Here is a 21,876-nt window from a genome sequence, read left to right on the forward strand (position 1 = left end):
AATTGGCGCAGGACGTAATGCAGAATCCCGCCCGACTTGAAGTACTCCACCTCATTCAACGTATCGATCCGGCACAACACCTCGATCTTCTCCTGGCGCCCGTCCTCACGGGTGATCAGCAGCGGCAGATTCATTCGCGGTGTCAGCTCGACGTCGGTCAGACCCTGGATTTCAAAGGTTTCCTTGCCGGTCAGGTTGAGGCTCTTGCGGTTCTGATCAAGCTTGAACTGCAGCGGCAGCACACCCATGCCCACTAGATTGGAACGGTGAATTCGCTCGAAGCTTTCCGCGATCACCGCTTTGACCCCCAGCAGATTGGTGCCCTTGGCTGCCCAGTCACGGCTGGACCCGGTGCCATATTCTTGCCCGGCAACCACCACCAGCGGCGTGCCCGAAGCCTGATACTTCATCGCCGCGTCGTAGATCGCCAGTTTTTCGCCGGTCGGAATGTAGATCGTGTTGCCACCTTCTTCACCGCCGAGCATTTCGTTGCGAATACGGATGTTGGCGAAGGTGCCGCGCATCATCACTTCATGGTTGCCGCGCCGTGAACCGTAAGAATTGAAGTCCCGCGGCTCCACGCCTTTTTCGCGCAAATAACGCCCGGCCGGGCTGTCTGCCTTGATGTTGCCGGCGGGGGAGATATGGTCGGTGGTCACCGAATCACCCAGCAGGGCCAGCACCCGTGCACCTTTGACATCCTTGATTTCAGGCAACGGGCCGGAAATGTCGTCGAAAAATGGCGGATGCTGGATGTAAGTCGAATCGTCCTGCCACACATACGTCGCCGCTTGCGGCACTTCGATGGCTTGCCACTGTTCATCACCGGCGAACACTTCGGCGTATTCCTTATGGAACATTGCCGTACTGACCTGATTGACCGCGTCGGCGATCTCTTTGCTGGTCGGCCAGATATCGCGCAGGTACACCGGATTGCCTTGCTGATCTTCGCCCAGCGGTTCGCTGCTGATGTCGCTGCGCACGCTGCCGGCCAGGGCATAGGCGACCACCAGCGGCGGTGAGGCCAGCCAGTTGGTTTTCACCAATGGATGCACGCGGCCTTCGAAGTTGCGGTTGCCGGAGAGCACCGAAGCGACGGTGAGGTCAGCTTTCTGGATGGCTTTCTCGATCGGCTCCGGCAGTGGCCCGGAGTTGCCGATGCAAGTGGTGCAGCCATAGCCGACCAGGGAAAAGCCGAGCTGATCGAGGTATTGCGTCAACCCCGCAGCCTTGTAGTAGTCGGTGACCACTTTCGAACCCGGTGCCAGCGAACTCTTCACCCAAGGTTTGCGGGTCAGACCTTTTTCCACCGCTTTTTTCGCCAGCAGGCCGGCGGCCATCATCACGCTCGGGTTCGAGGTGTTGGTGCAGGACGTGATCGCGGCGATGACCACGGCGCCGTTTTTCAGGCGATAAGTGTGGCCTTCATATTCATATTCGGTTTCGCCGACCAGATCGGCATTGCCCACCGCGACACCGCCACCGCCTTCACTTTCCAGACGTCCTTCTTCTTTACTGGTGGGTTTGAATTGCAGATCCATGAAGTCGCTGAACGCTTGTGCGACATTCGGCAGCGAAACGCGATCCTGCGGGCGTTTTGGCCCTGCGAGGCTTGCTTCGACGCTGCCCATGTCCAACGCCAGGCTGTCGGTGAACACCGGCTCTTGACCGGGCAGACGCCACAGGCCTTGAGCCTTGGTGTACGCCTCGACCAGTTTCACCACTTCCGGTGGCCGCCCGGACAGGCGCAGGTATTCCAGCGTTACGTCGTCAACGGGGAAGAAACCGCACGTCGCGCCATATTCCGGGGCCATGTTGGCGATGGTCGCGCGGTCGGCCAGCGGCAGGTCGGCGAGGCCGTCACCGTAGAACTCGACGAACTTGCCGACCACACCTTTCTTGCGCAGCATTTGCGTGACGGTCAGCACCAGGTCGGTGGCCGTGATGCCTTCCTTGAGCTTGCCGGTCAGTTTGAAACCGATCACTTCCGGAATCAGCATCGACACCGGTTGCCCGAGCATCGCCGCTTCGGCTTCGATCCCGCCGACGCCCCAGCCGAGTACGCCGAGACCATTGATCATGGTGGTGTGCGAGTCGGTGCCGACCAACGTGTCGGGGAACGCGTAGGTGCGGCCGTCCTCATCCTTGGTCCACACGGTGCGGCCGAGGTATTCGAGGTTGACCTGGTGACAGATACCGGTACCCGGCGGCACCACGCTGAAATTGTCGAAAGCGCTCTGGCCCCAACGCAGGAAGGCGTAACGTTCGCCATTGCGCTGCATTTCGATGTCAACGTTCTGCTCGAACGCGCTGGCGGTGGCGAACTTGTCGACCATCACCGAGTGGTCGATCACCAGATCCACCGGCGACAACGGATTGATTCGCTGCGGATCGCCACCGGCCTTGGCCATCGCCGCACGCATGGCGGCAAGGTCGACCACGGCGGGCACGCCGGTAAAGTCCTGCATCAACACCCGGGCAGGGCGGTATTGAATCTCGCGGTCGGAGCGGCGCTCCTTGAGCCAGGCGGCAATCGCCTTGAGGTCGGCGCCGGTGACCGTTTTTTCATCTTCCCAGCGCAGCAGGTTTTCCAGCAGGACTTTCAGCGACATGGGCAGCTTGTCGAGGTCGCCCAGGCTTTTGGCGGCATCCGGCAAACTGAAATAGTGGTAGGTCTTGTCATCGATTTGCAGGGTTTTGAGCGTTTTCAGACTATCGAGGGACGGCATTACGATCACTCCTTTGAATCCGCACGGCTACGGATTGAGGGGACGAATAGAGCTTTAAACCTAGCCCTGTTTTAGGTAGCTGGCTAATAACTGGACTCTATGAGCGGAACCAAGGTTCCGACATCGGCTATCATGCGCCGGTTTTCGTGACAGGCTTTGCTTCAACGCAAGGCCTGAGCATCGCGCGGCGGCCGAATGATCGCCCGCTGCCCAGGAGTAAGAATGAACACCCTATTCATGCATTGCCGGCCAGGCTTCGAAGGCGAAGTCTGTTCGGAGATTTCCGACCTCGCCGCGCAACTCAACGTGGCCGGCTACGCCAAGGCCAAAGCGGCTACCGCCTGCGCCGAGTTTGTCTGCACCGAAGAAGACGGCGCCGAGCGCCTGATGCGCGGTCAGCGTTTCGCTGAATTGATCTTCCCGCGCCAGTGGGCGCGCGGGGTTTTCATCGATTTGCCGGAAACCGACCGCATCAGCGTGATCCTCGCGCACATGGCCGGATTCCCGGTGTGCGGCAGCCTGTGGCTGGAAGTCGTCGACACCAACGACGGCAAGGAACTGTCGAATTTCTGCAAGAAATTCGAAGGCCCGCTGCGCAAGGCCCTGACCGGCGCCGGCAAACTGGTGGATGACGCCAGCAAACCGCGTCTGCTGCTGACCTTCAAGAGCGGTCGTGAAGTGTTTCTCGGCATGGCCGATGCCGGCAATTCGGCGATGTGGCCGATGGGCATTCCGCGGCTGAAGTTCCCGCGTGAAGCACCGAGCCGTTCGACGCTGAAGCTGGAGGAGGCATGGCACCACTTTATCCCGCGTGATCAGTGGGAGGATCGTCTGCACAGCGACATGACCGGCGTTGACCTCGGCGCCGCGCCGGGCGGCTGGACCTGGCAACTGGTCAATCGCGGCATGCTGGTGACCGCGATCGACAACGGCCCGATGGCTGAAAGTCTGATGGATACCGGACTGGTTCAGCATTTGATGGCAGACGGTTTCACCTTCAAGCCCAAGCAACCGGTGGACTGGATGGTCTGCGACATCGTCGAGAAACCGGCGCGCAATGCCGCCATGCTGGAAGAGTGGATCGGCGAAGGGCATTGCCGCGAGGCGGTGGTCAACCTGAAGTTGCCGATGAAGCAGCGTTACGCCGAAGTGAAGCGCTTGCTCGAACGCATTGCCGATGGTTTCAAGGCACGCGGGATCAAGGTCGATATCGGCTGCAAACAGCTGTATCACGACCGCGAAGAAGTGACCTGCCATTTGCGCCGTCACGACACCAAGAAAGCCAAATCCCGCTGACACAACACATAACCCTGTAGGAGTGAGCCTGCTCGCGAAAGCGCTGGGTCATTCAGCATTGATGTTGGCTGACACTACGCCATCGCGAGCAGGCTCACTCCTACAGGGGTGTGGCGTAACGCCACAGATGACCGAATACCCGGCAATGCGCGACAATGCCGGCCAGTTTCAGGAGTGAATCATGAGTGAAATGATCGATACCCCGGTCGATGGCACCCTCGACGCCACCGGTCTCAATTGCCCGGAGCCGGTGATGATGCTGCACCAGCACATCCGTGACCTGGTGCCCGGCGGCCTGCTCAAAGTGATCGCCACCGACCCGTCGACCAAGCGCGATATTCCCAAGTTCTGCGTGTTTCTCGACCATGAACTGGTGAGCCAGCACGAAGACGCCGGTACATATCTGTACTGGATCCGCAAAAAGTCCTGATCAAAGGCAAAAAAAAGACCTGCATCTGCAGGTCTTTTTTATGGGCGATCAACCCGCCGAGCGACTGATCCGAATACGCTTGCGCGCACTGCGCGTCAGGCGAATCGACAGCATCAACGCCGCACAGCTCAAGCCCACGATCAAACCCTGCCACAAACCACTCGGGCCGCGTGGCTCGCCGAGCCAGTCGGTCAGACCAAGGGCGTAACCCACCGGCAAACCAATGCCCCAGTAGGCGAACAGGGTCAGGATCATGGTCACGCGCGTGTCCTGATAGCCACGCAGCGCGCCGGCGGCGGTGACCTGGATCGCGTCGGAAAACTGGAACAGCGCCGAATACACAATCAGCATCGCCGCGATGTGAATCACCGTCGGGTCAGCGGTGTAGATTGCCGCAATCGGCTCGCGCAGCAACAGCATCATGCTCGCCGACAGGCAGGCGTAGGCCAGCGCGGTGCCCATGCCGACGCCAGCGGCAAAGCGTGCTTCACGTGGTTCTTCGCGGCCCAATGCCTGACCGACGCGCACGGTCACCGCCATGCCCAACGAGTAGGGAATCATGAACACCAGCGAACTGACGTTGAGGGCAATCTGGTGCCCGGCCACCACGGTGGCGCCAAGACTGCCGATCAGCAGGGCGATCACGGCAAAAATGCTCGACTCGGCAAACACGGCGATACCGATTGGCAGACCAATCGCCAGCAGACGCTTGATCACTGTCCATTGTGGCCAGTCGAAACGGCTGAAGATTTCGCTCGAACGATAGGCCGGTGCCCAGCGCTCATAACCGGCCAGCCCCAGCGCCATCACCCACATCACGATGGCCGTGGCCCAACCGCAACCGACGCCGCCCATCGCCGGCACACCGAAATGGCCATAGATGAAGATGTAGTTCAGCGGAATGTTCAGCGCCAGACCGCACAGGCCCAACACCATTGCCGGGCGGGTACGGCCGATGCCGTCACTGGTGCAGCGCAGTACGTGATAGAAAGCCACCGCCGGCAGACCACTGGCGATGCCGTGCAGGTATTGCATGCACGGGCCGATCAACTCGGGATCGACCTTCATCAGGTGCAGCACCGGCTCGGCGGCTACCAGCATGGCGGTGGCGATCAGTCCGACCACCAGCGCCAGCCACAACGCCTGACGGACGATAGGGCCGATTTCGCTGTGGGTACCGGCGCCGAAGCGCTGAGCGACTTTCGGCGTGGTTGCCAGCAGGGTGCCGGTCATCAGCAGGAACACCGGCACCCAGATCGAGTTGCCCAGCGCCACCGCTGCCAGATCCTTTGGCCCGACGCGGCCAGCCATCACCGCGTCGACGAAGCCCATGGCCGTAGTCGCCAGTTGCGCGATGATGATCGGCAATGCCAGGGCGAGCAGGTTCTTGAACTCCTGGCGAATCCGCGCGGGGCGAGTGAGGGAGACGGCGACAGGTTGATCAGTTACAGAATTCACGGGAAAAACGTCCACAGCTGTTGATGCGCAAGGCGCCGCATTCTACGCCGCTGACGCCTTGGTCAGGAAAAATCCTCTGTTGCGGATTTGTAAGCGCAAAGCCCGCTGGCCCGGCGACCGATCTGCACCTAAACTGCCGATCCGCCTAAGGAGCCCGCCATGCTGATTGTTGCCGACGAAAATATCCCGCTGCTCGATGCCTTTTTTGCCGGTTTCGGCGAGATCCGCCGGGTGCCGGGCCGTTCCATCGACCGTGCGACGGTCGCGCAGGCCGACGTGTTACTCGTGCGCTCGGTGACCAACGTCAACCGCACGTTGCTTGAGGGCAGCAAGGTGCGCTTTGTCGGTACCTGCACGATCGGCACCGATCATCTGGATCTCGACTACTTCAATGAGGCCGGCATCACCTGGTCGAGTGCACCCGGCTGCAATGCCCGAGGCGTGGTCGATTATGTGCTGGGCAGTCTGATGACCCTCGCCGAAATCGAAGGTGTCGATCTCACTCAGCGGACTTATGGTGTCGTCGGCGCCGGTGAGGTGGGAGGGCGCCTGATCAAGGTTCTGAAAGAGTTGGGCTGGAATGTCAAAGTCTGCGATCCGCCGCGTCAGGCTGCCGGGGGCGGCGATTACGTGAGCCTTGAGCAAATCATTGAGCAGTGTGACGTAATCAGTCTGCACACACCGCTGACACGCAGCGGCGTTGGTGCGACCTGGCATCTGTTCGATCAGCAGCGTCTGCAGCAGCTCAAGCCCGGTGCATGGCTGATCAACGCGGCGCGTGGTCCGGTGGTGGATAACGCCGCGCTGCGCGAAGTGCTGCTGGAGCGTGAAGACCTGCAAGCCGTTCTCGATGTCTGGGAGGCCGAGCCTGAGGTTGATGTTGCATTGGCCGAACTTTGCGTACTGGCCACTCCGCACATTGCCGGTTACAGCCTTGATGGCAAACAGCGCGGAACGGCGCAGATCTATCAGGCTTACTGCCAATTCATCGGCCAGCCAGCAAGCATTCAACTCAGTGAGCTGCTACCGGCGCCGTGGTTGTCGCAAGTGACCTTGCATGGCGACAGCGATCCGGCTTGGGCGCTGGCGATGTTGTGCCGAGGCGTGTACGACCCGCGCCGTGATGATGCGGATTTTCGCCGCAGCCTCGTAGGTAATGTCGGCGAGCAGCGGGCGGCGTTCGACGTGCTACGCAAGCAGTATCCGGTGCGGCGCGAGATTGAAGGGCTGAAGGTGCGGATTGAAGGGGATTCGCCGGTGTTGGCGAAGATAGTCGCGGCGCTGGGGGCGGTGACGGTCTAGAAACCGGGTCGGCCGTTTCGCAAGCAGGCTCGCTCCCACATGGATCTCGCTCTCACTGACGATCTCCTATGGGAGCGAGCCTGCTCGCGAAGGTCGCGCCAAAAGTCCCCGGATCTGCAGGCAGAAAAAACCCGGCCAAAGGGGCCGGGTCAGGAAGACGGTGGCTATATCACTTTTGTTTGGCAGGCTTGACCAATCGCTTGTCCAGTTCGCGGCACGCGTCCTGGATCATGTCTTCGGTGATCGGTACTTCACGCCCATCCTTATCGATAATCGAGCAACCCAGAGGTTGGCCGGGCTTGGTGCGGATCACTTCAATCTTGTCATCGCTGCTGTGTTGCAAGGACATGGCCTGTCTCCTCATCAGGTTGTATACCCAGATTAAAACCGCCACGTGACCAGGCTGTGACAGCGCCTTTCGATCCGTCATGAGCGGCCATTCCAGTCCAACAGAAATGACCGTTCGTCTCAACCTTGACGTTAGACCGATAGCAACTATGGCCTAGTCTTTGGGGGCATATTTAACCTGACTCATTGTGATTTACAGAGTTCCACCCCAAAGAAGGTTTACGCTAGCCCTTTCATCAACACGGATGTACACCTGAATGACCCCGAAGCTTTCTTCACGACACCGTCGCGCGCTGCGTCTGACCAGTCGATTTCTGGCCCCTTACCGCTGGCAGGTCATCGCTGCGCTGCTGGCGTTGATCGTTACGGCCGCCGTCACGTTGTCGATGGGGCAGGGGATCAAACTGTTGGTCGACCGTGGCTTCATGACCCAGTCGCCGCATCAGCTCAACCAGAGCATCGGCATCTTCATGTTGATGGTGCTAGGTCTGGCGGTCGGTACGTTTGCCCGGTTCTACTGGGTGTCGTGGATCGGCGAGCGCTGCGTGGCCGACATCCGCCGGGAGGTGTTCAACCATCTGGTCTATCTCCATCCGGGCTTTTACGAGAACAACCGCAGTTCCGAGATCCAGTCGCGGCTGACGGCCGACACGACGCTGTTGCAATCGGTGATCGGCTCGTCGTTGTCGATGTTCCTGCGCAACCTGTTGATGGTTATCGGTGGCGTCATCCTGCTGTTCGTGACCAATGCGAAACTCACCAGCATTGTGGTGATTGCCTTGCCGTTCGTGGTTGCGCCAATCCTGATTTTCGGCCGGCGCGTGCGCAATCTGTCGCGGCTGAGCCAGGACCGGGTCGCCGATATCGGCAGCTATGTATCGGAAACCCTCGGCCAGATCAAAACCGTACAGGCCTACAACCACCAGGTTCAGGATGAGCGGCGTTTCGCGACGACGGTCGAGGACGCATTCGACACCGCGCGCAAACGCATCTTTCAGCGTTCGTGGATGATCACCATGGTGATCGTGCTGGTGCTCGGCGCCGTGGCAGTGATGTTGTGGGTCGGAGGCATGGACGTGATCGCCGGGCGCATCACCGGGGGCGAACTGGCGGCGTTTGTCTTTTACAGCCTGATCGTCGGCAGTGCGATTGGCACGTTGAGTGAGGTGATCGGCGAACTGCAGCGCGCGGCGGGGGCCGCCGAACGTATCGCTGAACTGCTGGGTTCGGAAAACATCATCCAGCCGCCCGTCACTGGGCTGGTGACCTTGCCGGAGCGCGTGCGGGGTGAATTGCAATTGCAAGACGTGCGTTTTTCCTACCCTTCGCGTCCGGAAAGCTACGCCGTCAACGGTTTGAATCTGACCATTCGCGCTGGCGAGACGCTGGCGCTGGTGGGGCCGTCCGGCGCTGGCAAGTCCACCGTGTACGACTTGCTGTTGCGTTTTTATGATCCGCTGGAAGGGCAGATCCTGATTGATGGCGTGCCGTTGACCAGCCTCGATCCGCTGGACCTGCGCCGTCACTTCGCCCTGGTATCACAATCGCCGGCGCTGTTTTTCGGCAGTGTTGAAGAGAATATTCGTTACGGCAATCCCGGGGCGACGCTGGAGCAGGTCAAGGACGCTGCGAAAATTGCTCATGCCCACGACTTCATCGAGAAAATGCCCAACGGTTACCAGACCCATCTCGGCGATGGAGGCCTCGGTCTTTCCGGTGGCCAGCGTCAGCGTCTGGCCATTGCCCGGGCGTTGCTGGTCGACGCACCGATCCTGCTGCTGGACGAAGCCACCAGCGCCCTTGATGCGCAGAGCGAACACCTGATTCAGGAAGCCCTGCCGAGCCTGATGCAAAACCGCACCACGCTGGTGATCGCGCATCGACTGGCCACGGTGAAAAACGCTGACCGGATTGCGGTAATGGATCAGGGCAAGCTTGTGGCCATTGGCACCCATCAGGAACTGATTGCCAGCAATCCGCTGTATGCGCGGTTGGCAGCGTTGCAGTTCAATGATGGCAAGAGCGCGTCAACGAATCCTGTCACCGATCCTGCCATTCACTAAATAGCCGCTCAGGTTGTGCCCATAAAAAATGCCCGTATCTCGCGATACGGGCATTTTTCGTTAGTTGGCGTCAGTCAGGTGATCACTGATCGTCGAAGTAGCGCTCATGCCAGTCCACCAGCGGCTGCGGCGAGTTGAGCTTCTGGCCGTAGATCACCGAGTACGACAGCACGTTCTGCACATACTGACGGGTTTCGTCGAACGGAATGCTTTCGACCCACACGTCGAAGCTCAGGTGATCGGCGCCGCGCAGCCATTGGCGCACGCGACCAGGACCTGCGTTGTAGGCGGCGGAGGCGAGGACGCGGTTGCCGTTGAACTGGCTGTGCACCTGGCTCAGATACGCGGCGCCGAGCTGGATGTTCTTGTCCGGGTCCAGCACTTGCTGCGGCGAGGCCAGCGGAATGCTGAATTTGCGCGCGGTTTCCTTGGCGGTGCCGGGCATCAATTGCATCAGGCCACTGGCCCCGACACCGGAGCGTGCGTCGTCCATGAACGCGCTTTCCTGGCGGGTAATGGCAAACACCCAGCTCGAATGCAGGCCACGTACCTTGGCTTCACGCACGAGCGTTTCGCGGTGGGCCATCGGGAAGCGGATATCCAGATCGTCCCAGTACTGCGCCTGACTGATGGTGCGGATCGCCGGGAAATACCATTTCAAGTCGTAAGCGAGTTTCGCCTGGGCAACCATTTCATCGCGATTGAAATGGCGGCTGACGTGATACCACTCGCGACGACCGTCGACGATTTGCCCACGGGCATGGAATTCCAGCGCGCGGCGTACCCCCGGCGTGTTGCGCACCTTGTTGATCAGCGCTTGGCTGAGGACCAATGGCTTGTTGTTCAGCGAGTACGGCGATTGCGAGCGGTCGGCGGCAAGGAAACCGTAGAAATCACGTTCGCGCGCAAGGTTTTTGTAAAGGGTCTGCGCTTCCGGGTTTTGCGGCTGGGCCAGTTCCAGACTACGCGCCTGCCAGTAGCGCCAGCGGTTGGTGGTGGCCAGATCCTGCGGCAGACGGCGGGTCAACTGATAGGCGTCGTCCCAGCGGGCCAGACGCAGCAACAGGCGCAAGCGCCATTCCGAGACGGTGTTGTCGCGCAGCTCCGGGTCGTATTTGGTCATCACGTCCAGCGCGCGGCTGTCGAAACGACGGGCGAGCGTCAGGCCGATCTCCCGGGCGATCGCGACTTTTTCATCGCGGGAGAAATGCATGCTGCTGGCGTAACCGTCGAGCAACGCCATGGCCTTGTCCGGGTCCTGACGGGCCAAACGGCGCAGGCCGAGGCTGACCACGTCGGACATCGGTTCATCGGCCGGGGTGAAGCGCGAAGGCTGATTGAGCAGCTCGGGTTTCTGCGCAACATCGACCAGCAAACGACCGCGCGGGGCGAGGGTGGTCAAGCCGTTGACCAGGCTGTTGGCCAATGGATAGTTGCGGGCCTGAGCGGCAAGCTTGGTGCGCTCCCAGCGTTTCTGTTCAGTGAGCTGGCCATCGGCTGCCCAGATGCCGAATAGAGCGTCACACGCGGCGGGTTGGGATTTGCCGGTCAGCCAGAGCTTGTCGGCGTTGGCGTAACCTTCGGCCTTATGGTTGCTGCTGATCTGGTACTGCGCATTCAGGCAGTCCAGTTCAGTGAAGTTGAGTTTCGGGTCGTAATACTTGACGAAGGTCGCCCAGTCGCCACGGTCGGCGAGCCAGCGCAACCAGCGCAGTTTCATCCAGTTGGCCTGGGGCAGGTCACCGTGTTCGGCGAGGAACTTCTCGATTTCCGCGTTGCTCGCGGTTTTCAGCCGCGCGGTCAGTTCGTCGTAGGCCAGATACGGTTCCAGCGGGTAATCGGCCAGCGCCTGGCTGTAACGGAAATACGGGCCGGTATCACCCTTGGCCAGGGCGCGCTTGGCTTCATCGTAATACTGGCGTTGGGTGGACAGGTCCACCGCCTGGGCGGATTGAGCGGCAGCGGCGGTAAGTAGCAAACAGGACAAGACACTGAAAAGGCGACTGCGCATGAGACATCCGGGCAGAGAAATCATGACAAGTGCCGACCTCGGTCAGCACTGAATTGTCTGTAGCTTAGCCTTTTGCCAGCAAGCGGCGAAAGCTTTGCCGGCCTCGCAGCACAAGTTCGCAACAAATGTTGTGCAGAGTGCTTCGACAGACAAATTGCCGGCCTGCTGAAGCCCTAACTCAGGTAGAATGCGCGCCCGGTTTTTGGAGAAGCTCATGACCCTGCTCAAATTCAGCGATGTGTCCCTTGCGTTCGGCGCTATGCCGTTGTTGGACAAGGTGTCCTGGCAGATCGCCCGTGGTGAGCGGGTGTGCATCATCGGCCGCAACGGCACTGGCAAGTCCAGCATGATGAAACTGGTCAAGGGCGACCAGAAGCCCGATGAAGGCTCGGTGTGGCGTGCCCCCGGTCTGAAAATCGGCGAATTGCCGCAAGAATTGCCAGTGGCCGACGATCGGACGGTGTTCGACGTGGTCGCTGAAGGCCTTGATGGCGTGGGCGCGTTGCTCGCCGAGTACCATCACCTTGCGCAGAACTGCGTTACTGAAGATGACCTGAACAAGCTGATGCACGTTCAGCAAGACCTCGAAGCCCGTGATGGCTGGCGCTTGCAGACTCTGGTCGAAAGCACTTTGAGCCGTCTGCAACTGCCGGCCGACAAGACCCTCGCCCAGTTGTCCGGCGGCTGGCGTCGTCGCGTGCTGCTGGCGCAGGCGCTGGTGTCCGAGCCCGATCTGCTGCTGCTCGACGAACCGACCAACCACCTGGACATCGGTGCGATTGCCTGGCTCGAAGAAGCCCTGAAAGATTTCCAGGGCGCCGTGCTGTTCATCACGCACGACCGTTCCTTCCTGCAAAACCTTGCTACACGCATCCTCGAACTGGATCGCGGTGGCCTGATCGACTGGAACGGCGACTACGCCAGCTTCCTCGTGCACAAAGAAGCCGCGCTGGCCGCTGAAGAAACCGCCAACGCGCTGTTCGACAAGAAACTGGCCCAGGAAGAGGTCTGGATCCGTCAGGGCATCAAGGCGCGCCGCACCCGCAACGAAGGCCGCGTCCGCGCCCTGAAAGCGTTGCGCGTCGAGCGCAGCGAACGTCGTGAGCGCACCGGCAAGGCCAACATTCAGCTGGACACTGCCGACAAGTCCGGCAAGCAGGTGATGGTCCTCGAGAACGTGAGTTTCGCTCACCCGGGCGGCCCGTTCCTGATCAAGGACTTCTCGATGGTGCTGACGCGCGGCGACCGTATCGGTCTGCTTGGCGCCAACGGCACTGGCAAGACCACGTTGCTGAAACTGATGCTCAGCGGTCTGCAACCGACCAGCGGCAAAGTGGAAGAGGGCACGCGGATCGACGTGGCCTACTTCGACCAGTTGCGTCATCAACTGGATCTGGAAAAAACCGTGATCGACAACGTCGCCGAAGGTCGCGACTTCATCGATATCGACGGCCAGAGCCGTCACGTGCTGAGCTACCTCGGCGATTTCCTGTTCAGCCCACAGCGTGCCCGCACGCCGGTCAAGGCGCTGTCGGGTGGTGAGCGTGCGCGTCTGTTGCTGGCCAAGTTGTTCAGCAAGCCGGCGAACCTGCTGGTACTCGACGAACCGACCAACGACCTCGACGTGGAAACCCTCGAGCTGCTCGAAGAAGTGCTGCTGACTTTCAACGGCACCGTGCTGATGGTCAGCCACGACCGGGCATTCCTCGACAACGTGGTCACCAGTACTCTGGTCTTCGAAGGTGAAGGCAAGGTGCGTGAATACGTCGGTGGTTATCAGGACTGGATCCGTCAGGGCGGTTCGCCGCGTCTGCTGGGCGTGACTGAAAGCAAATCGGGCAAGGCTGACCTGAATTCGGCGGTAGTCACCGCTGAGCCTGCTGTGGTTGCTGCGCCTGCCGCTGCTGCCCCGGTTGCCAAGAAAAAGCTGAGCTACAAGCTGCAGCGCGAGCTGGAAGCGTTGCCGGGCGATATCGACGCCAAGGAACAGCAGATCGCCGCAGTGGAGGCCGAGATGGCTGAAGGCGGTTTCTATCAGCGTCCACCGGCTGAAACAGCCAAGGTGATTGCCTCGCTGGAGCAGTTGCAGGCTGAGCTGGACGCGTTGATGGAGCGTTGGGCCGAGCTGGATGCCTGATTGATCCGGATGTGAAAAAGCCCGGCGTTCAGTGATGAACGCCGGGCTTTTCATATGCGGGTGGAGACCCAATGTGGGAGCGAGCCTGCTCGCGAATGCGGTGTGTCAGGCTAAGCGAAGAGGATCGCTCCCACAATGATCAGTGTTTCAACGTTTGACCAGGTGGACGGCGAGGACGTCGCATGGCGCGCCGTGCAGTACGTCGTTCGCGGTCGAGCCGAGCAACAGCGCCAGACCATGACGGCCATGGCTGCCGACCACGATCAGATCGCACGTGTTTTCCTTGGCGAAATGATGGATTTCCTGGCGTGGCTGGCCATAGGTCAGGTGGCAGTTGGCGCCCTCAAGCTCTGAGTATTTGGCTTTCAGACGCTCCAGGCGCTCCTTGGCCTGATCGAACTGCTGTTGTTGCAGTTGTGACAGATCCATCGGCACGTCGCCGCCGAATGCCATCGCCATTGGTTCGACGATATGCACCAGCGACAGTTTGGCGCCATTGCTCACCGATAGCTCGCGGGCGCGGTGAATCACTGGGTCGCACTCTTCGGTCAGATCTACGGCGACCAGGATGTGGTGGTAGGGCATGAGGTGCTCCTCGTGAGGTTTCAATATTGTTAAGTATGGCTGGTTTCAAGCGCATTGGTTCCAAAGTGACACAATGCGCTCACCAAGAATTGGGAATAGAGATATGACGGTCTGGTTGGTGGTGTCAATCCTGCTGGTGGTTTTGAGTCCGTTGGCGTGGTTGCGCCCATCGCGCGCGCAAAGCGGTCGCATCGCCTTGCGCATGGAGGCGCGGCGCATGGGTCTGGCCATGCAACTGGCGCCTCAGGAATGGCCGCACTGGCTGGCGCAAGAGCCGCCGAATCCGTGTGCGCAGTATCATCGGCCGCGGCGTAGCAAGTCGCCTGCCTGCTGGACTTACTGGCAAAAATCGCCGGGTGTGTGGGTCAATCAATGGCAGGAAGTCTGCGAAGATCGGGCGCTGCTCAATCATTTCGAAAAGTTGCCCGGCAACGTTTTCAAAGTCGAAGCAGACAAGCAGATGATCGCCTTGTACTGGGGCGAGAAGGGCGAAGCGTCGGTGTTGCAGGACATCGACACCACTCTGAAAGCACTGGCGTGACGCGCGGACTTTTCCCACTGCAACGGTGGGGAACGTCCGGCAGACGCGCAATAAAAAGCCCGACATGATTCATCGGGCGGGGTTGGCCAGGCAGGCCGGAAATCTTTTTTGATGCAGGTTCTGTCAACGCATTTCCCTGTCGTCCACCCAGCGTAGCCCTTTAAACAAGGGCTGCTGCGAATTAGGGCGACTTTTCTAACTATTGATTCTATGAATGGCTTCACATGCAGACGCGTGTTGCGGGTCTTCGTCTTACAGAAATGACCGCAAAGTCGCATTTCAACCCGTATTTTGGGCGATTGACAATTGTCGGAAATTCCGTGAAGGTGACGTACCCAAATCAAACGGGCGTATGAATTGAGCGTTTGTCTTACAGACTGCTCCTACAGAATCCCGACTATCGCGTTGGCGGGTGTGCCGGGTGGATTGGCGTTAGCATCGACGAAAAAGCGTCCTGCCGAGCCATTCGCCTGCGTCCGACGTGTACTGTTCAGCTTCCATATCGTGGAGATCAGTTGATGATTTACGAAGGTAAAGCCATCACGGTTAAAGCTCTTGAAAGTGGCATCGTCGAATTGAAATTCGACCTCAAGGGTGAGTCCGTCAACAAGTTCAACCGTCTAACCCTGAACGAACTGCGTCAGGCCGTAGACACCATCAAGGCAGATGCTTCGATCAAGGGCGTGATCGTCAGCAGTGGCAAGGACGTGTTCATCGTCGGCGCCGACATCACCGAATTTGTCGATAACTTCAAGCTGCCGGATGCCGAGCTGGTTGCTGGCAATCTCGAAGCCAACAAGATCTTCAGCGATTTCGAAGACCTCAACGTCCCAACCGTAGTGGCCATCAATGGCATCGCCCTGGGCGGCGGTCTGGAAATGTGCCTGGCGGCTGACTATCGCGTCATGTCGACCAAAGCCAAGATCGGCTTGCCGGAAGTCAAGCTGGGCATCTACCCAGGCTTCGGTGGCACCGTGCGTCTGCCGCGCTTGATCGGTGTCGATAACGCCATCGAGTGGATTGCCTCCGGTAAGGAAAACCGCCCTGAAGACGCCCTGAAAGTCAGTGCCGTCGACGCCGTGGTTGCTCCTGAAAAACTGCAGGAAGCTGCCCTTGAACTGATCAAGCGCGCCATCTCCGGCGAGTTCGATTTCAAGGCCAAGCGTCAGCCGAAACTTGAAAAACTCAAGCTGAACGCTATTGAACAGATGATGGCTTTCGAAACCGCCAAAGGTTTCGTCGCCGGCCAGGCTGGCCCGAACTACCCGGCGCCGGTTGAAGCGATCAAGACTATCCAGAAAGCCGCGAACTTCGGTCGTGACAAGGCGCTGGAAGTCGAAGCTGCCGGTTTCGTCAAACTGGCCAAGACCTCTGCCGCGCAGAGCTTGATCGGTCTGTTCCTGAACGATCAGGAACTTAAGAAAAAGGCCAAGGCCTACGACGAAATCGCCAAAGACGTGAAGCAGGCCGCTGTACTCGGCGCCGGCATCATGGGTGGCGGTATCGCTTATCAGTCGGCCTCCAAAGGTACGCCGATCCTGATGAAGGACATCAACGAGCACGGCATCGAGCAGGGTCTGGCTGAAGCCGCCAAACTGCTGGTTGGCCGCGTTGATAAAGGTCGCATGACCGCTGCGAAAATGGCTGAAGTGCTCAACGCCATTCGTCCGACCCTGTCCTACGGCGACTTCGGTCACGTTGATCTGGTGGTCGAAGCTGTCGTCGAGAATCCTAAGGTCAAGCAAGCCGTGTTGGCTGAAGTGGAAGCTCAGGTTAAAGAGGACACCATCCTCGCGTCCAACACCTCGACCATTTCCATCAGCCTGCTGGCGAAAGCCCTCAAGCGTCCGGAAAACTTCGTCGGCATGCACTTCTTCAACCCGGTGCACATGATGCCGCTGGTGGAAGTAATCCGTGGCGAGAAGTCCAGCGAGCTGGCTGTTGCCACCACCGTTGCCTACGCCAAGAAAATGGGCAAGAACCCGATCGTCGTCAACGACTGCCCGGGCTTCCTCGTTAACCGCGTGCTGTTCCCATACTTCGGCGGTTTCGCCAAGCTGGTCAGCGCCGGTGTCGACTTCGTCCGTATCGACAAGGTCATGGAAAAATTCGGCTGGCCGATGGGCCCGGCTTACCTGATGGACGTGGTCGGCATCGACACCGGTCACCATGGTCGTGACGTCATGGCTGAAGGTTTCCCGGATCGCATGAAGGATGACCGCCGTTCGGCCATCGACGTGCTGTACGAAGCCAAGCGTCTGGGCCAGAAGAACGGCAAGGGCTTCTACGCCTACGAGGCCGACAAGAAAGGCAAGCAGAAGAAAGTCGCCGACCCTTCGGTGCTGGAAGTGCTCAAGCCGATCGTTTACGAGCAGCGCGAAGTCACTGACGAAGACATCATCAACTGGATGATGATCCCGCTGTGCCTGGAAACCGTGCGTTGCCTGGAAGACGGCATCGTTGAAACTGCCGCCGAAGCCGACATGGGTCTGGTCTACGGTATCGGTTTCCCTCCATTCCGTGGCGGTGCGCTGCGCTACATCGATTCGATCGGTGTTGCCGAGTTCGTTGCCCTGGCTGACCAGTACGCTGATTTGGGCGCGCTGTACCACCCGACCGCGAAGCTGCGCGAGATGGCCAAAAACGGCCAGAGCTTCTTCGGTTAAGCGCCCCCAACTAGAGTGAGAGTGAACTTATGAGCTTGAATCCTAGAGACGTCGTGATTGTCGACTTCGGTCGTACTCCGATGGGCCGCTCCAAGGGCGGCATGCATCGCAACACCCGTGCCGAAGACATGTCGGCGCACTTGATCAGCAAGTTGCTGGAACGCAACGCCAAGGTCGATCCTGCAGAAGTCGAGGACGTGATCTGGGGCTGCGTCAACCAGACCCTGGAGCAGGGCTGGAACATCGCGCGCATGGCTTCGCTGATGACCCAGATCCCGCACACCTCGGCCGGTCAGACTGTCAGCCGTCTGTGCGGCTCGTCGATGAGTGCGCTGCACACCGCTGCGCAAGCAATCATGACCGGCAACGGTGACGTGTTCGTGGTTGGCGGCGTCGAGCATATGGGCCACGTGAGCATGATGCACGGTGTCGATCCGAACCCGCACATGTCGCTGTACGCGGCGAAAGCCTCGGGCATGATGGGTCTGACCGCGGAAATGCTCGGCAAAATGCACGGCATCACTCGCGAACAGCAAGACGCTTTTGGCGTGCGTTCCCACCAGTTGGCCCACAAAGCCACCGTGGAAGGCAAGTTCAAAGACGAAATCATCCCGATGCAGGGCTACGACGAGAACGGTTTCCTGAAACTGTTCGACTACGACGAAACCATTCGTCCGGAAACCACCCTGGAAAGTCTGGCGGCCCTCAAGCCTGCCTTCAATCCAAAGGGCGGCACCGTGACTGCCGGTACTTCGTCGCAGATCACCGATGGTGCTTCGTGCATGATCGTGATGTCGGCGCAGCGTGCACAGGACCTGGGTATCCAGCCAATGGCGGTGATCCGTTCGATGGCAGTGGCGGGTGTGGATCCGGCAATCATGGGCTATGGTCCAGTTCCGGCGACACAAAAAGCCCTGAAGCGTGCGGGCCTTGGCATCAACGATATCGACTTCTTCGAGCTCAACGAAGCTTTCGCCGCACAGGCCCTGCCAGTGCTGAAAGATCTGAAAGTACTCGACAAGATGAACGAGAAGGTTAACCTGCACGGCGGCGCGATCGCCCTGGGTCACCCGTTCGGTTGCTCCGGTGCCCGTATTTCCGGCACTTTGCTGAACGTGATGAAGCAGAATAGCGGTACCTTCGGGGTGGCCACTATGTGCATTGGTCTCGGCCAAGGCATCTCCACCGTCTTCGAACGCGTTTAAGCGTCTCGTCGATGGAAGCCGGGGCCAAGTGCCCCGGTTTTTGTTTTTGTGGATTTATTTTGTTTTTATTTTTGAAAAAATTTGAGTGAGGGCCGAAGCATGCCGATACAACCTGGGCTCTACCAACATTACAAAGGTCCGCAGTACCGCGTATTCAGTGTTGCGCGGCATTCCGAGACCGAAGAAGAAGTGGTCTTTTACCAAGCCCTGTATGGCGATTACGGCTTTTGGGTACGCCCTCTGAGCATGTTTCTCGAGTCAGTCGAGGTTGACGGCGAGCAGGTGCCACGCTTTGCTTTGGTGCAAGCCGAACCGAGCCTTTTTTCCGAGGCATAAGGCGAGGGCGCACAGAACCCTGTGCTTGACCTCACCTTGTATCAACTATATATAGCGGTGCCGCGTCAGGCGCCAACCGCCTTTCACTTCTAGAATTCAGGAATTTTCTGATCCATGGGCAAATCGCTGGTCATTGTGGAATCCCCGGCTAAGGCCAAGACCATCAACAAGTATCTGGGTAACCAATACGTGGTGAAGTCGAGTATCGGCCATATCCGAGACCTGCCCACCAGCGGTTCGGCTAGCGCCAGCAAAGAGCCAGCCGCCAAGCGCGGCAAGGCTGCTGCGGGCGAAGGTCCGGTGCTCTCGCCGAAAGAGAAAGCGCGCAAGCAGCTGGTCTCGCGTATGGGTGTCGATCCCGATCATGGCTGGAAAGCCCAGTACGAGATCCTTCCGGGTAAAGAGAAGGTCATCGAAGAGCTGCGCCGGCTCGCCAAAGATGCTGACACCATCTATCTCGCAACCGACTTGGATCGCGAGGGGGAAGCCATTGCCTGGCACCTGCGCGAAGCCATCGGTGGTGACGACAGCCGCTACAAGCGTGTGGTGTTCAACGAAATCACCAAGAAAGCGATTCAGGAAGCTTTCTCGGAACCGGGTGAGCTGGACATCGATCGTGTCAACGCTCAACAGGCGCGTCGCTTCCTCGACCGCGTTGTCGGTTACATGGTCTCGCCGCTGCTGTGGGCGAAGATCGCTCGTGGCTTGTCCGCCGGTCGCGTGCAATCGGTTGCCGTGAAGCTGGTGGTTGAGCGTGAACGTGAAATTCGCGCGTTCAACCCGGAAGAGTACTGGGAAGTGCATGCCGATCTCGGCACCACCAAAGGCTCCACCGTGCGTTTCGAAGTGGCTCGCGAAAAAGGCGAAGCGTTCAAGCCGCTCAACGAAGCTCAGGCCATGGCCGCGCTGGAGAAACTCAAATCTTCCAGCTACAGCATCGTCAAGCGCGAAGACAAACCGACCAGCAGCAAGCCGTCGGCGCCGTTCATCACATCGACCCTGCAGCAGGCTGCGAGCAACCGCCTGGGCTTCGGCGTGAAGAAAACCATGATGATGGCCCAGCGTCTTTACGAAGCCGGCTACATCACTTATATGCGTACCGACTCGACCAACCTCTCGGCTGATGCCGTGGCGATGGCGCGTACTTACATCGAAGACGAGTTCGGCAAGAAGTACCTGCCGGAAACGCCGAACGTCTACAGCAGCAAGGAAGGCGCACAAGAGGCTCACGAAGCGATTCGTCCTTCTGACGCCAACACCACGCCAAGCAAGCTGGCGGGTATGGAGCGTGACGCTGAGCGTCTCTACGAGCTGATCTGGCGCCAGTTCCTCGCTTGCCAGATGCTGCCGGCGCAATACCTGTCGACCACCGTCAGCGTAGGCGCTGGTGACTTCGAGCTGCGCGCCAAGGGCCGTATCCTCAAGTTTGACGGTTACACCCGTGTCATGCCGCAGATTGCCAAACCGGGTGATGACGACGTTCTGCCTGATATGGCGCAGGGCGACGTGATGAAGCTGATCAAGCTCGATCCATCGCAGCACTTCACCAAACCGCCGGCCCGCTACTCGGAAGCCAGTCTGGTGAAAGAAATGGAAAAGCGCGGTATCGGTCGTCCTTCGACTTACGCTGCGATCATTTCGACCATTCAGGATCGCGGTTACGTGACCCTGCACAACCGTCGTTTCTATTCGGAAAAGATGGGTGACATCGTCACCGAGCGTCTGTCGGAAAGCTTCTCGAACCTCATGGACTACGGCTTCACCGCAGGCATGGAAGAGAACCTCGATGACGTGGCGCAGGGCGAGCGCGACTGGAAAAACGTACTGGACGAGTTCTACGGCGACTTCAAAAAGAAACTCGAAGTAGCCGAAAACCCGGACAGCGGCATGCGTGCCAACCAGCCGGTCATGACCGATATTCCGTGCACGACTTGTGGTCGTCCGATGCAGATTCGTACCGCGTCGACCGGCGTTTTCCTCGGTTGTTCAGGCTACAGCTTGCCGCCGAAAGAACGCTGCAAGGCCACCGTCAACCTGGTGCCGGGCGATGAAATCGCCGCGGACGACGAGGGTGAGTCGGAATCGCTGGTACTGCGTGGCAAGCACCGCTGCCCGATCTGCAGCACGGCGATGGACGCGTACCTGCTCGACGAAAAACGCAAGCTGCACATCTGTGGTAACAACCCGGATTGCGCAGGCTACGAAATCGAAGAGGGCAGCTATCGCATCAAGGGCTACGAAGGTCCGAGCCTGGAATGCGACAAGTGCGGCAGCGAGATGCAACTCAAGACCGGGCGTTTCGGCAAGTTCTTCGGTTGCACCAACCCGACCTGCAAGAACACCCGCAAACTGCTTAAGAGCGGTGATGCGGCGCCGCCGAAGATGGACCCGGTGAAGATGCCTGAGCTGAAATGCGAAAAGGTCAACGACACCTACATCCTGCGTGACGGTGCGTCCGGTCTGTTCCTGGCTGCCAGTCAGTTCCCGAAAAACCGTGAGACCCGTGCTCCGCTGGTGATCGAGATTCTGCCGCACAAGGACGAGATCGATCCGAAGTACCACTTCCTCTGCGACGCTCCACAGAAAGATCCTGATGGTCTGCCGGCGGTGATTCGCTACAGCCGCAAGACCAAGGAGCAATACGTACAGACCGAAGTCGATGGCAAGCCTACCGGTTGGAAGGCGTACTTCGACGGCGGCAAGTGGACGGTTGAAGACAAGCGTACGAAGGCCAAAGCTGAGTAAGCGTTAGCCTGATACTGAAAGGCC

15 protein-coding genes are annotated in these 21,876 nt (G+C 59.3%); 10 read left to right on the plus strand and 5 right to left on the minus strand.

Annotated elements, in window-relative coordinates; all coding sequences use genetic code 11:
* Nucleotides 1-2,729: aconitate hydratase AcnA (gene acnA, locus AC0ZWN_RS04110; protein ID WP_476334129.1), on the minus strand; the 2,729-nt coding region annotated here is incomplete at its 3' end.
* A gap of 222 nt (nucleotides 2,730-2,951) precedes the next feature.
* Here acnA and rlmM point away from each other — a divergent pair.
* Both rlmM and tusA read left to right on the plus strand, forming a co-directional pair.
* Complete coding sequence (gene rlmM, locus AC0ZWN_RS04115) at nucleotides 2,952-4,025, plus strand: 23S rRNA (cytidine(2498)-2'-O)-methyltransferase RlmM (protein WP_093433641.1); 1,074 nt, start codon at nucleotides 2,952-2,954, stop codon at nucleotides 4,023-4,025.
* 181 nt (nucleotides 4,026-4,206) lie between these two features.
* On the plus strand, nucleotides 4,207-4,455 hold the full coding sequence (gene tusA, locus AC0ZWN_RS04120) for a sulfurtransferase TusA (protein WP_095050458.1): 249 nt from the start codon (nucleotides 4,207-4,209) through the stop codon (nucleotides 4,453-4,455).
* A gap of 48 nt (nucleotides 4,456-4,503) precedes the next feature.
* Here the strand turns inward: tusA and AC0ZWN_RS04125 are convergent, their stop codons facing one another.
* The gene (locus tag AC0ZWN_RS04125; protein WP_476334130.1) at nucleotides 4,504-5,913 is read right to left on the minus strand and encodes an MATE family efflux transporter; all 1,410 of its coding nucleotides are present in this window, start codon (nucleotides 5,911-5,913) and stop codon (nucleotides 4,504-4,506) included.
* Between the two features lie 159 nt (nucleotides 5,914-6,072).
* Here AC0ZWN_RS04125 and pdxB point away from each other — a divergent pair, with 159 nt between their 5' ends.
* Nucleotides 6,073-7,215 (plus strand): 4-phosphoerythronate dehydrogenase PdxB, encoded by a 1,143-nt coding sequence (gene pdxB / locus AC0ZWN_RS04130; protein ID WP_476334131.1) that lies wholly within the window; start codon nucleotides 6,073-6,075, stop codon nucleotides 7,213-7,215.
* A 169-nt stretch (nucleotides 7,216-7,384) separates the two neighbouring features.
* On the opposite strand, the gene AC0ZWN_RS04135 is transcribed toward pdxB, so the two are convergent.
* Nucleotides 7,385-7,564, minus strand: coding sequence for a PA1571 family protein (locus AC0ZWN_RS04135; protein ID WP_093433652.1), 180 nt, complete (start codon nucleotides 7,562-7,564; stop codon nucleotides 7,385-7,387).
* A gap of 256 nt (nucleotides 7,565-7,820) precedes the next feature.
* Here AC0ZWN_RS04135 and AC0ZWN_RS04140 point away from each other — a divergent pair, with 256 nt between their 5' ends.
* Complete coding sequence (locus tag AC0ZWN_RS04140) at nucleotides 7,821-9,626, plus strand: ABC transporter transmembrane domain-containing protein (RefSeq protein WP_095124317.1); 1,806 nt, start codon at nucleotides 7,821-7,823, stop codon at nucleotides 9,624-9,626.
* Nucleotides 9,627-9,708: 82 nt separating this feature from the next.
* Here the strand turns inward: AC0ZWN_RS04140 and AC0ZWN_RS04145 are convergent, their stop codons facing one another.
* Entirely contained in the window at nucleotides 9,709-11,637 is a 1,929-nt protein-coding gene (locus tag AC0ZWN_RS04145; protein ID WP_093433658.1) for a transglycosylase SLT domain-containing protein, read from the minus strand.
* A 214-nt stretch (nucleotides 11,638-11,851) separates the two neighbouring features.
* On the opposite strand from AC0ZWN_RS04145, the gene AC0ZWN_RS04150 reads away from it, so the two are divergent.
* Entirely contained in the window at nucleotides 11,852-13,774 is a 1,923-nt protein-coding gene (locus AC0ZWN_RS04150) for an ATP-binding cassette domain-containing protein (RefSeq protein ID WP_476334132.1), read from the plus strand.
* A gap of 147 nt (nucleotides 13,775-13,921) precedes the next feature.
* On the opposite strand, the gene AC0ZWN_RS04155 is transcribed toward AC0ZWN_RS04150, so the two are convergent.
* Nucleotides 13,922-14,359: a universal stress protein gene (locus AC0ZWN_RS04155; protein WP_095050463.1), complete on the minus strand. Its 438-nt coding sequence runs from the start codon at nucleotides 14,357-14,359 to the stop codon at nucleotides 13,922-13,924.
* 103 nt (nucleotides 14,360-14,462) lie between these two features.
* Between AC0ZWN_RS04155 and AC0ZWN_RS04160 the strand changes: the two genes are divergently transcribed.
* From AC0ZWN_RS04160 to topA, 5 genes are all read left to right on the plus strand, one after another.
* Nucleotides 14,463-14,900 carry a hypothetical protein gene (locus tag AC0ZWN_RS04160; protein ID WP_476334134.1) on the plus strand — a complete coding sequence of 146 codons (438 nt, stop codon included), beginning with the start codon at nucleotides 14,463-14,465 and terminating at the stop codon, nucleotides 14,898-14,900.
* A gap of 518 nt (nucleotides 14,901-15,418) precedes the next feature.
* Nucleotides 15,419-17,566: a fatty acid oxidation complex subunit alpha FadB gene (gene fadB / locus AC0ZWN_RS04165; protein ID WP_122607489.1), complete on the plus strand. Its 2,148-nt coding sequence runs from the start codon at nucleotides 15,419-15,421 to the stop codon at nucleotides 17,564-17,566.
* Nucleotides 17,567-17,595: 29 nt separating this feature from the next.
* Nucleotides 17,596-18,771 carry an acetyl-CoA C-acyltransferase FadA gene (gene fadA, locus AC0ZWN_RS04170; protein WP_007910465.1) on the plus strand — a complete coding sequence of 392 codons (1,176 nt, stop codon included), beginning with the start codon at nucleotides 17,596-17,598 and terminating at the stop codon, nucleotides 18,769-18,771.
* Between the two features lie 99 nt (nucleotides 18,772-18,870).
* Nucleotides 18,871-19,107: a DUF1653 domain-containing protein gene (locus AC0ZWN_RS04175; RefSeq protein ID WP_476334135.1), complete on the plus strand. Its 237-nt coding sequence runs from the start codon at nucleotides 18,871-18,873 to the stop codon at nucleotides 19,105-19,107.
* A 114-nt stretch (nucleotides 19,108-19,221) separates the two neighbouring features.
* The gene (gene topA, locus AC0ZWN_RS04180; RefSeq protein ID WP_414926290.1) at nucleotides 19,222-21,852 is read left to right on the plus strand and encodes a type I DNA topoisomerase; all 2,631 of its coding nucleotides are present in this window, start codon (nucleotides 19,222-19,224) and stop codon (nucleotides 21,850-21,852) included.
* The last annotated feature ends 24 nt before the right edge of the window (nucleotides 21,853-21,876 follow it).

This window comes from Pseudomonas sp. 3B-A001-10F (genome assembly GCF_056313565.1).

Coding starts and splice junctions, on each gene's coding strand:
- rlmM (WP_093433641.1), top strand. CDS start 2,952: ATGAACACCCTATTCATGCATTGCCGGCCAGGCTTCGAAGGCGAAGTC.
- tusA (WP_095050458.1), top strand. CDS start 4,207: ATGAGTGAAATGATCGATACCCCGGTCGATGGCACCCTCGACGCCACC.
- pdxB (WP_476334131.1), top strand. CDS start 6,073: ATGCTGATTGTTGCCGACGAAAATATCCCGCTGCTCGATGCCTTTTTT.
- AC0ZWN_RS04135 (WP_093433652.1), bottom strand. CDS start 7,564: ATGTCCTTGCAACACAGCAGCGATGACAAGATTGAAGTGATCCGCACC.
- AC0ZWN_RS04140 (WP_095124317.1), top strand. CDS start 7,821: ATGACCCCGAAGCTTTCTTCACGACACCGTCGCGCGCTGCGTCTGACC.
- AC0ZWN_RS04145 (WP_093433658.1), bottom strand. CDS start 11,637: ATGCGCAGTCGCCTTTTCAGTGTCTTGTCCTGTTTGCTACTTACCGCC.
- AC0ZWN_RS04150 (WP_476334132.1), top strand. CDS start 11,852: ATGACCCTGCTCAAATTCAGCGATGTGTCCCTTGCGTTCGGCGCTATG.
- AC0ZWN_RS04155 (WP_095050463.1), bottom strand. CDS start 14,359: ATGCCCTACCACCACATCCTGGTCGCCGTAGATCTGACCGAAGAGTGC.
- AC0ZWN_RS04160 (WP_476334134.1), top strand. CDS start 14,463: ATGACGGTCTGGTTGGTGGTGTCAATCCTGCTGGTGGTTTTGAGTCCG.
- fadB (WP_122607489.1), top strand. CDS start 15,419: ATGATTTACGAAGGTAAAGCCATCACGGTTAAAGCTCTTGAAAGTGGC.
- fadA (WP_007910465.1), top strand. CDS start 17,596: ATGAGCTTGAATCCTAGAGACGTCGTGATTGTCGACTTCGGTCGTACT.
- AC0ZWN_RS04175 (WP_476334135.1), top strand. CDS start 18,871: ATGCCGATACAACCTGGGCTCTACCAACATTACAAAGGTCCGCAGTAC.
- topA (WP_414926290.1), top strand. CDS start 19,222: ATGGGCAAATCGCTGGTCATTGTGGAATCCCCGGCTAAGGCCAAGACC.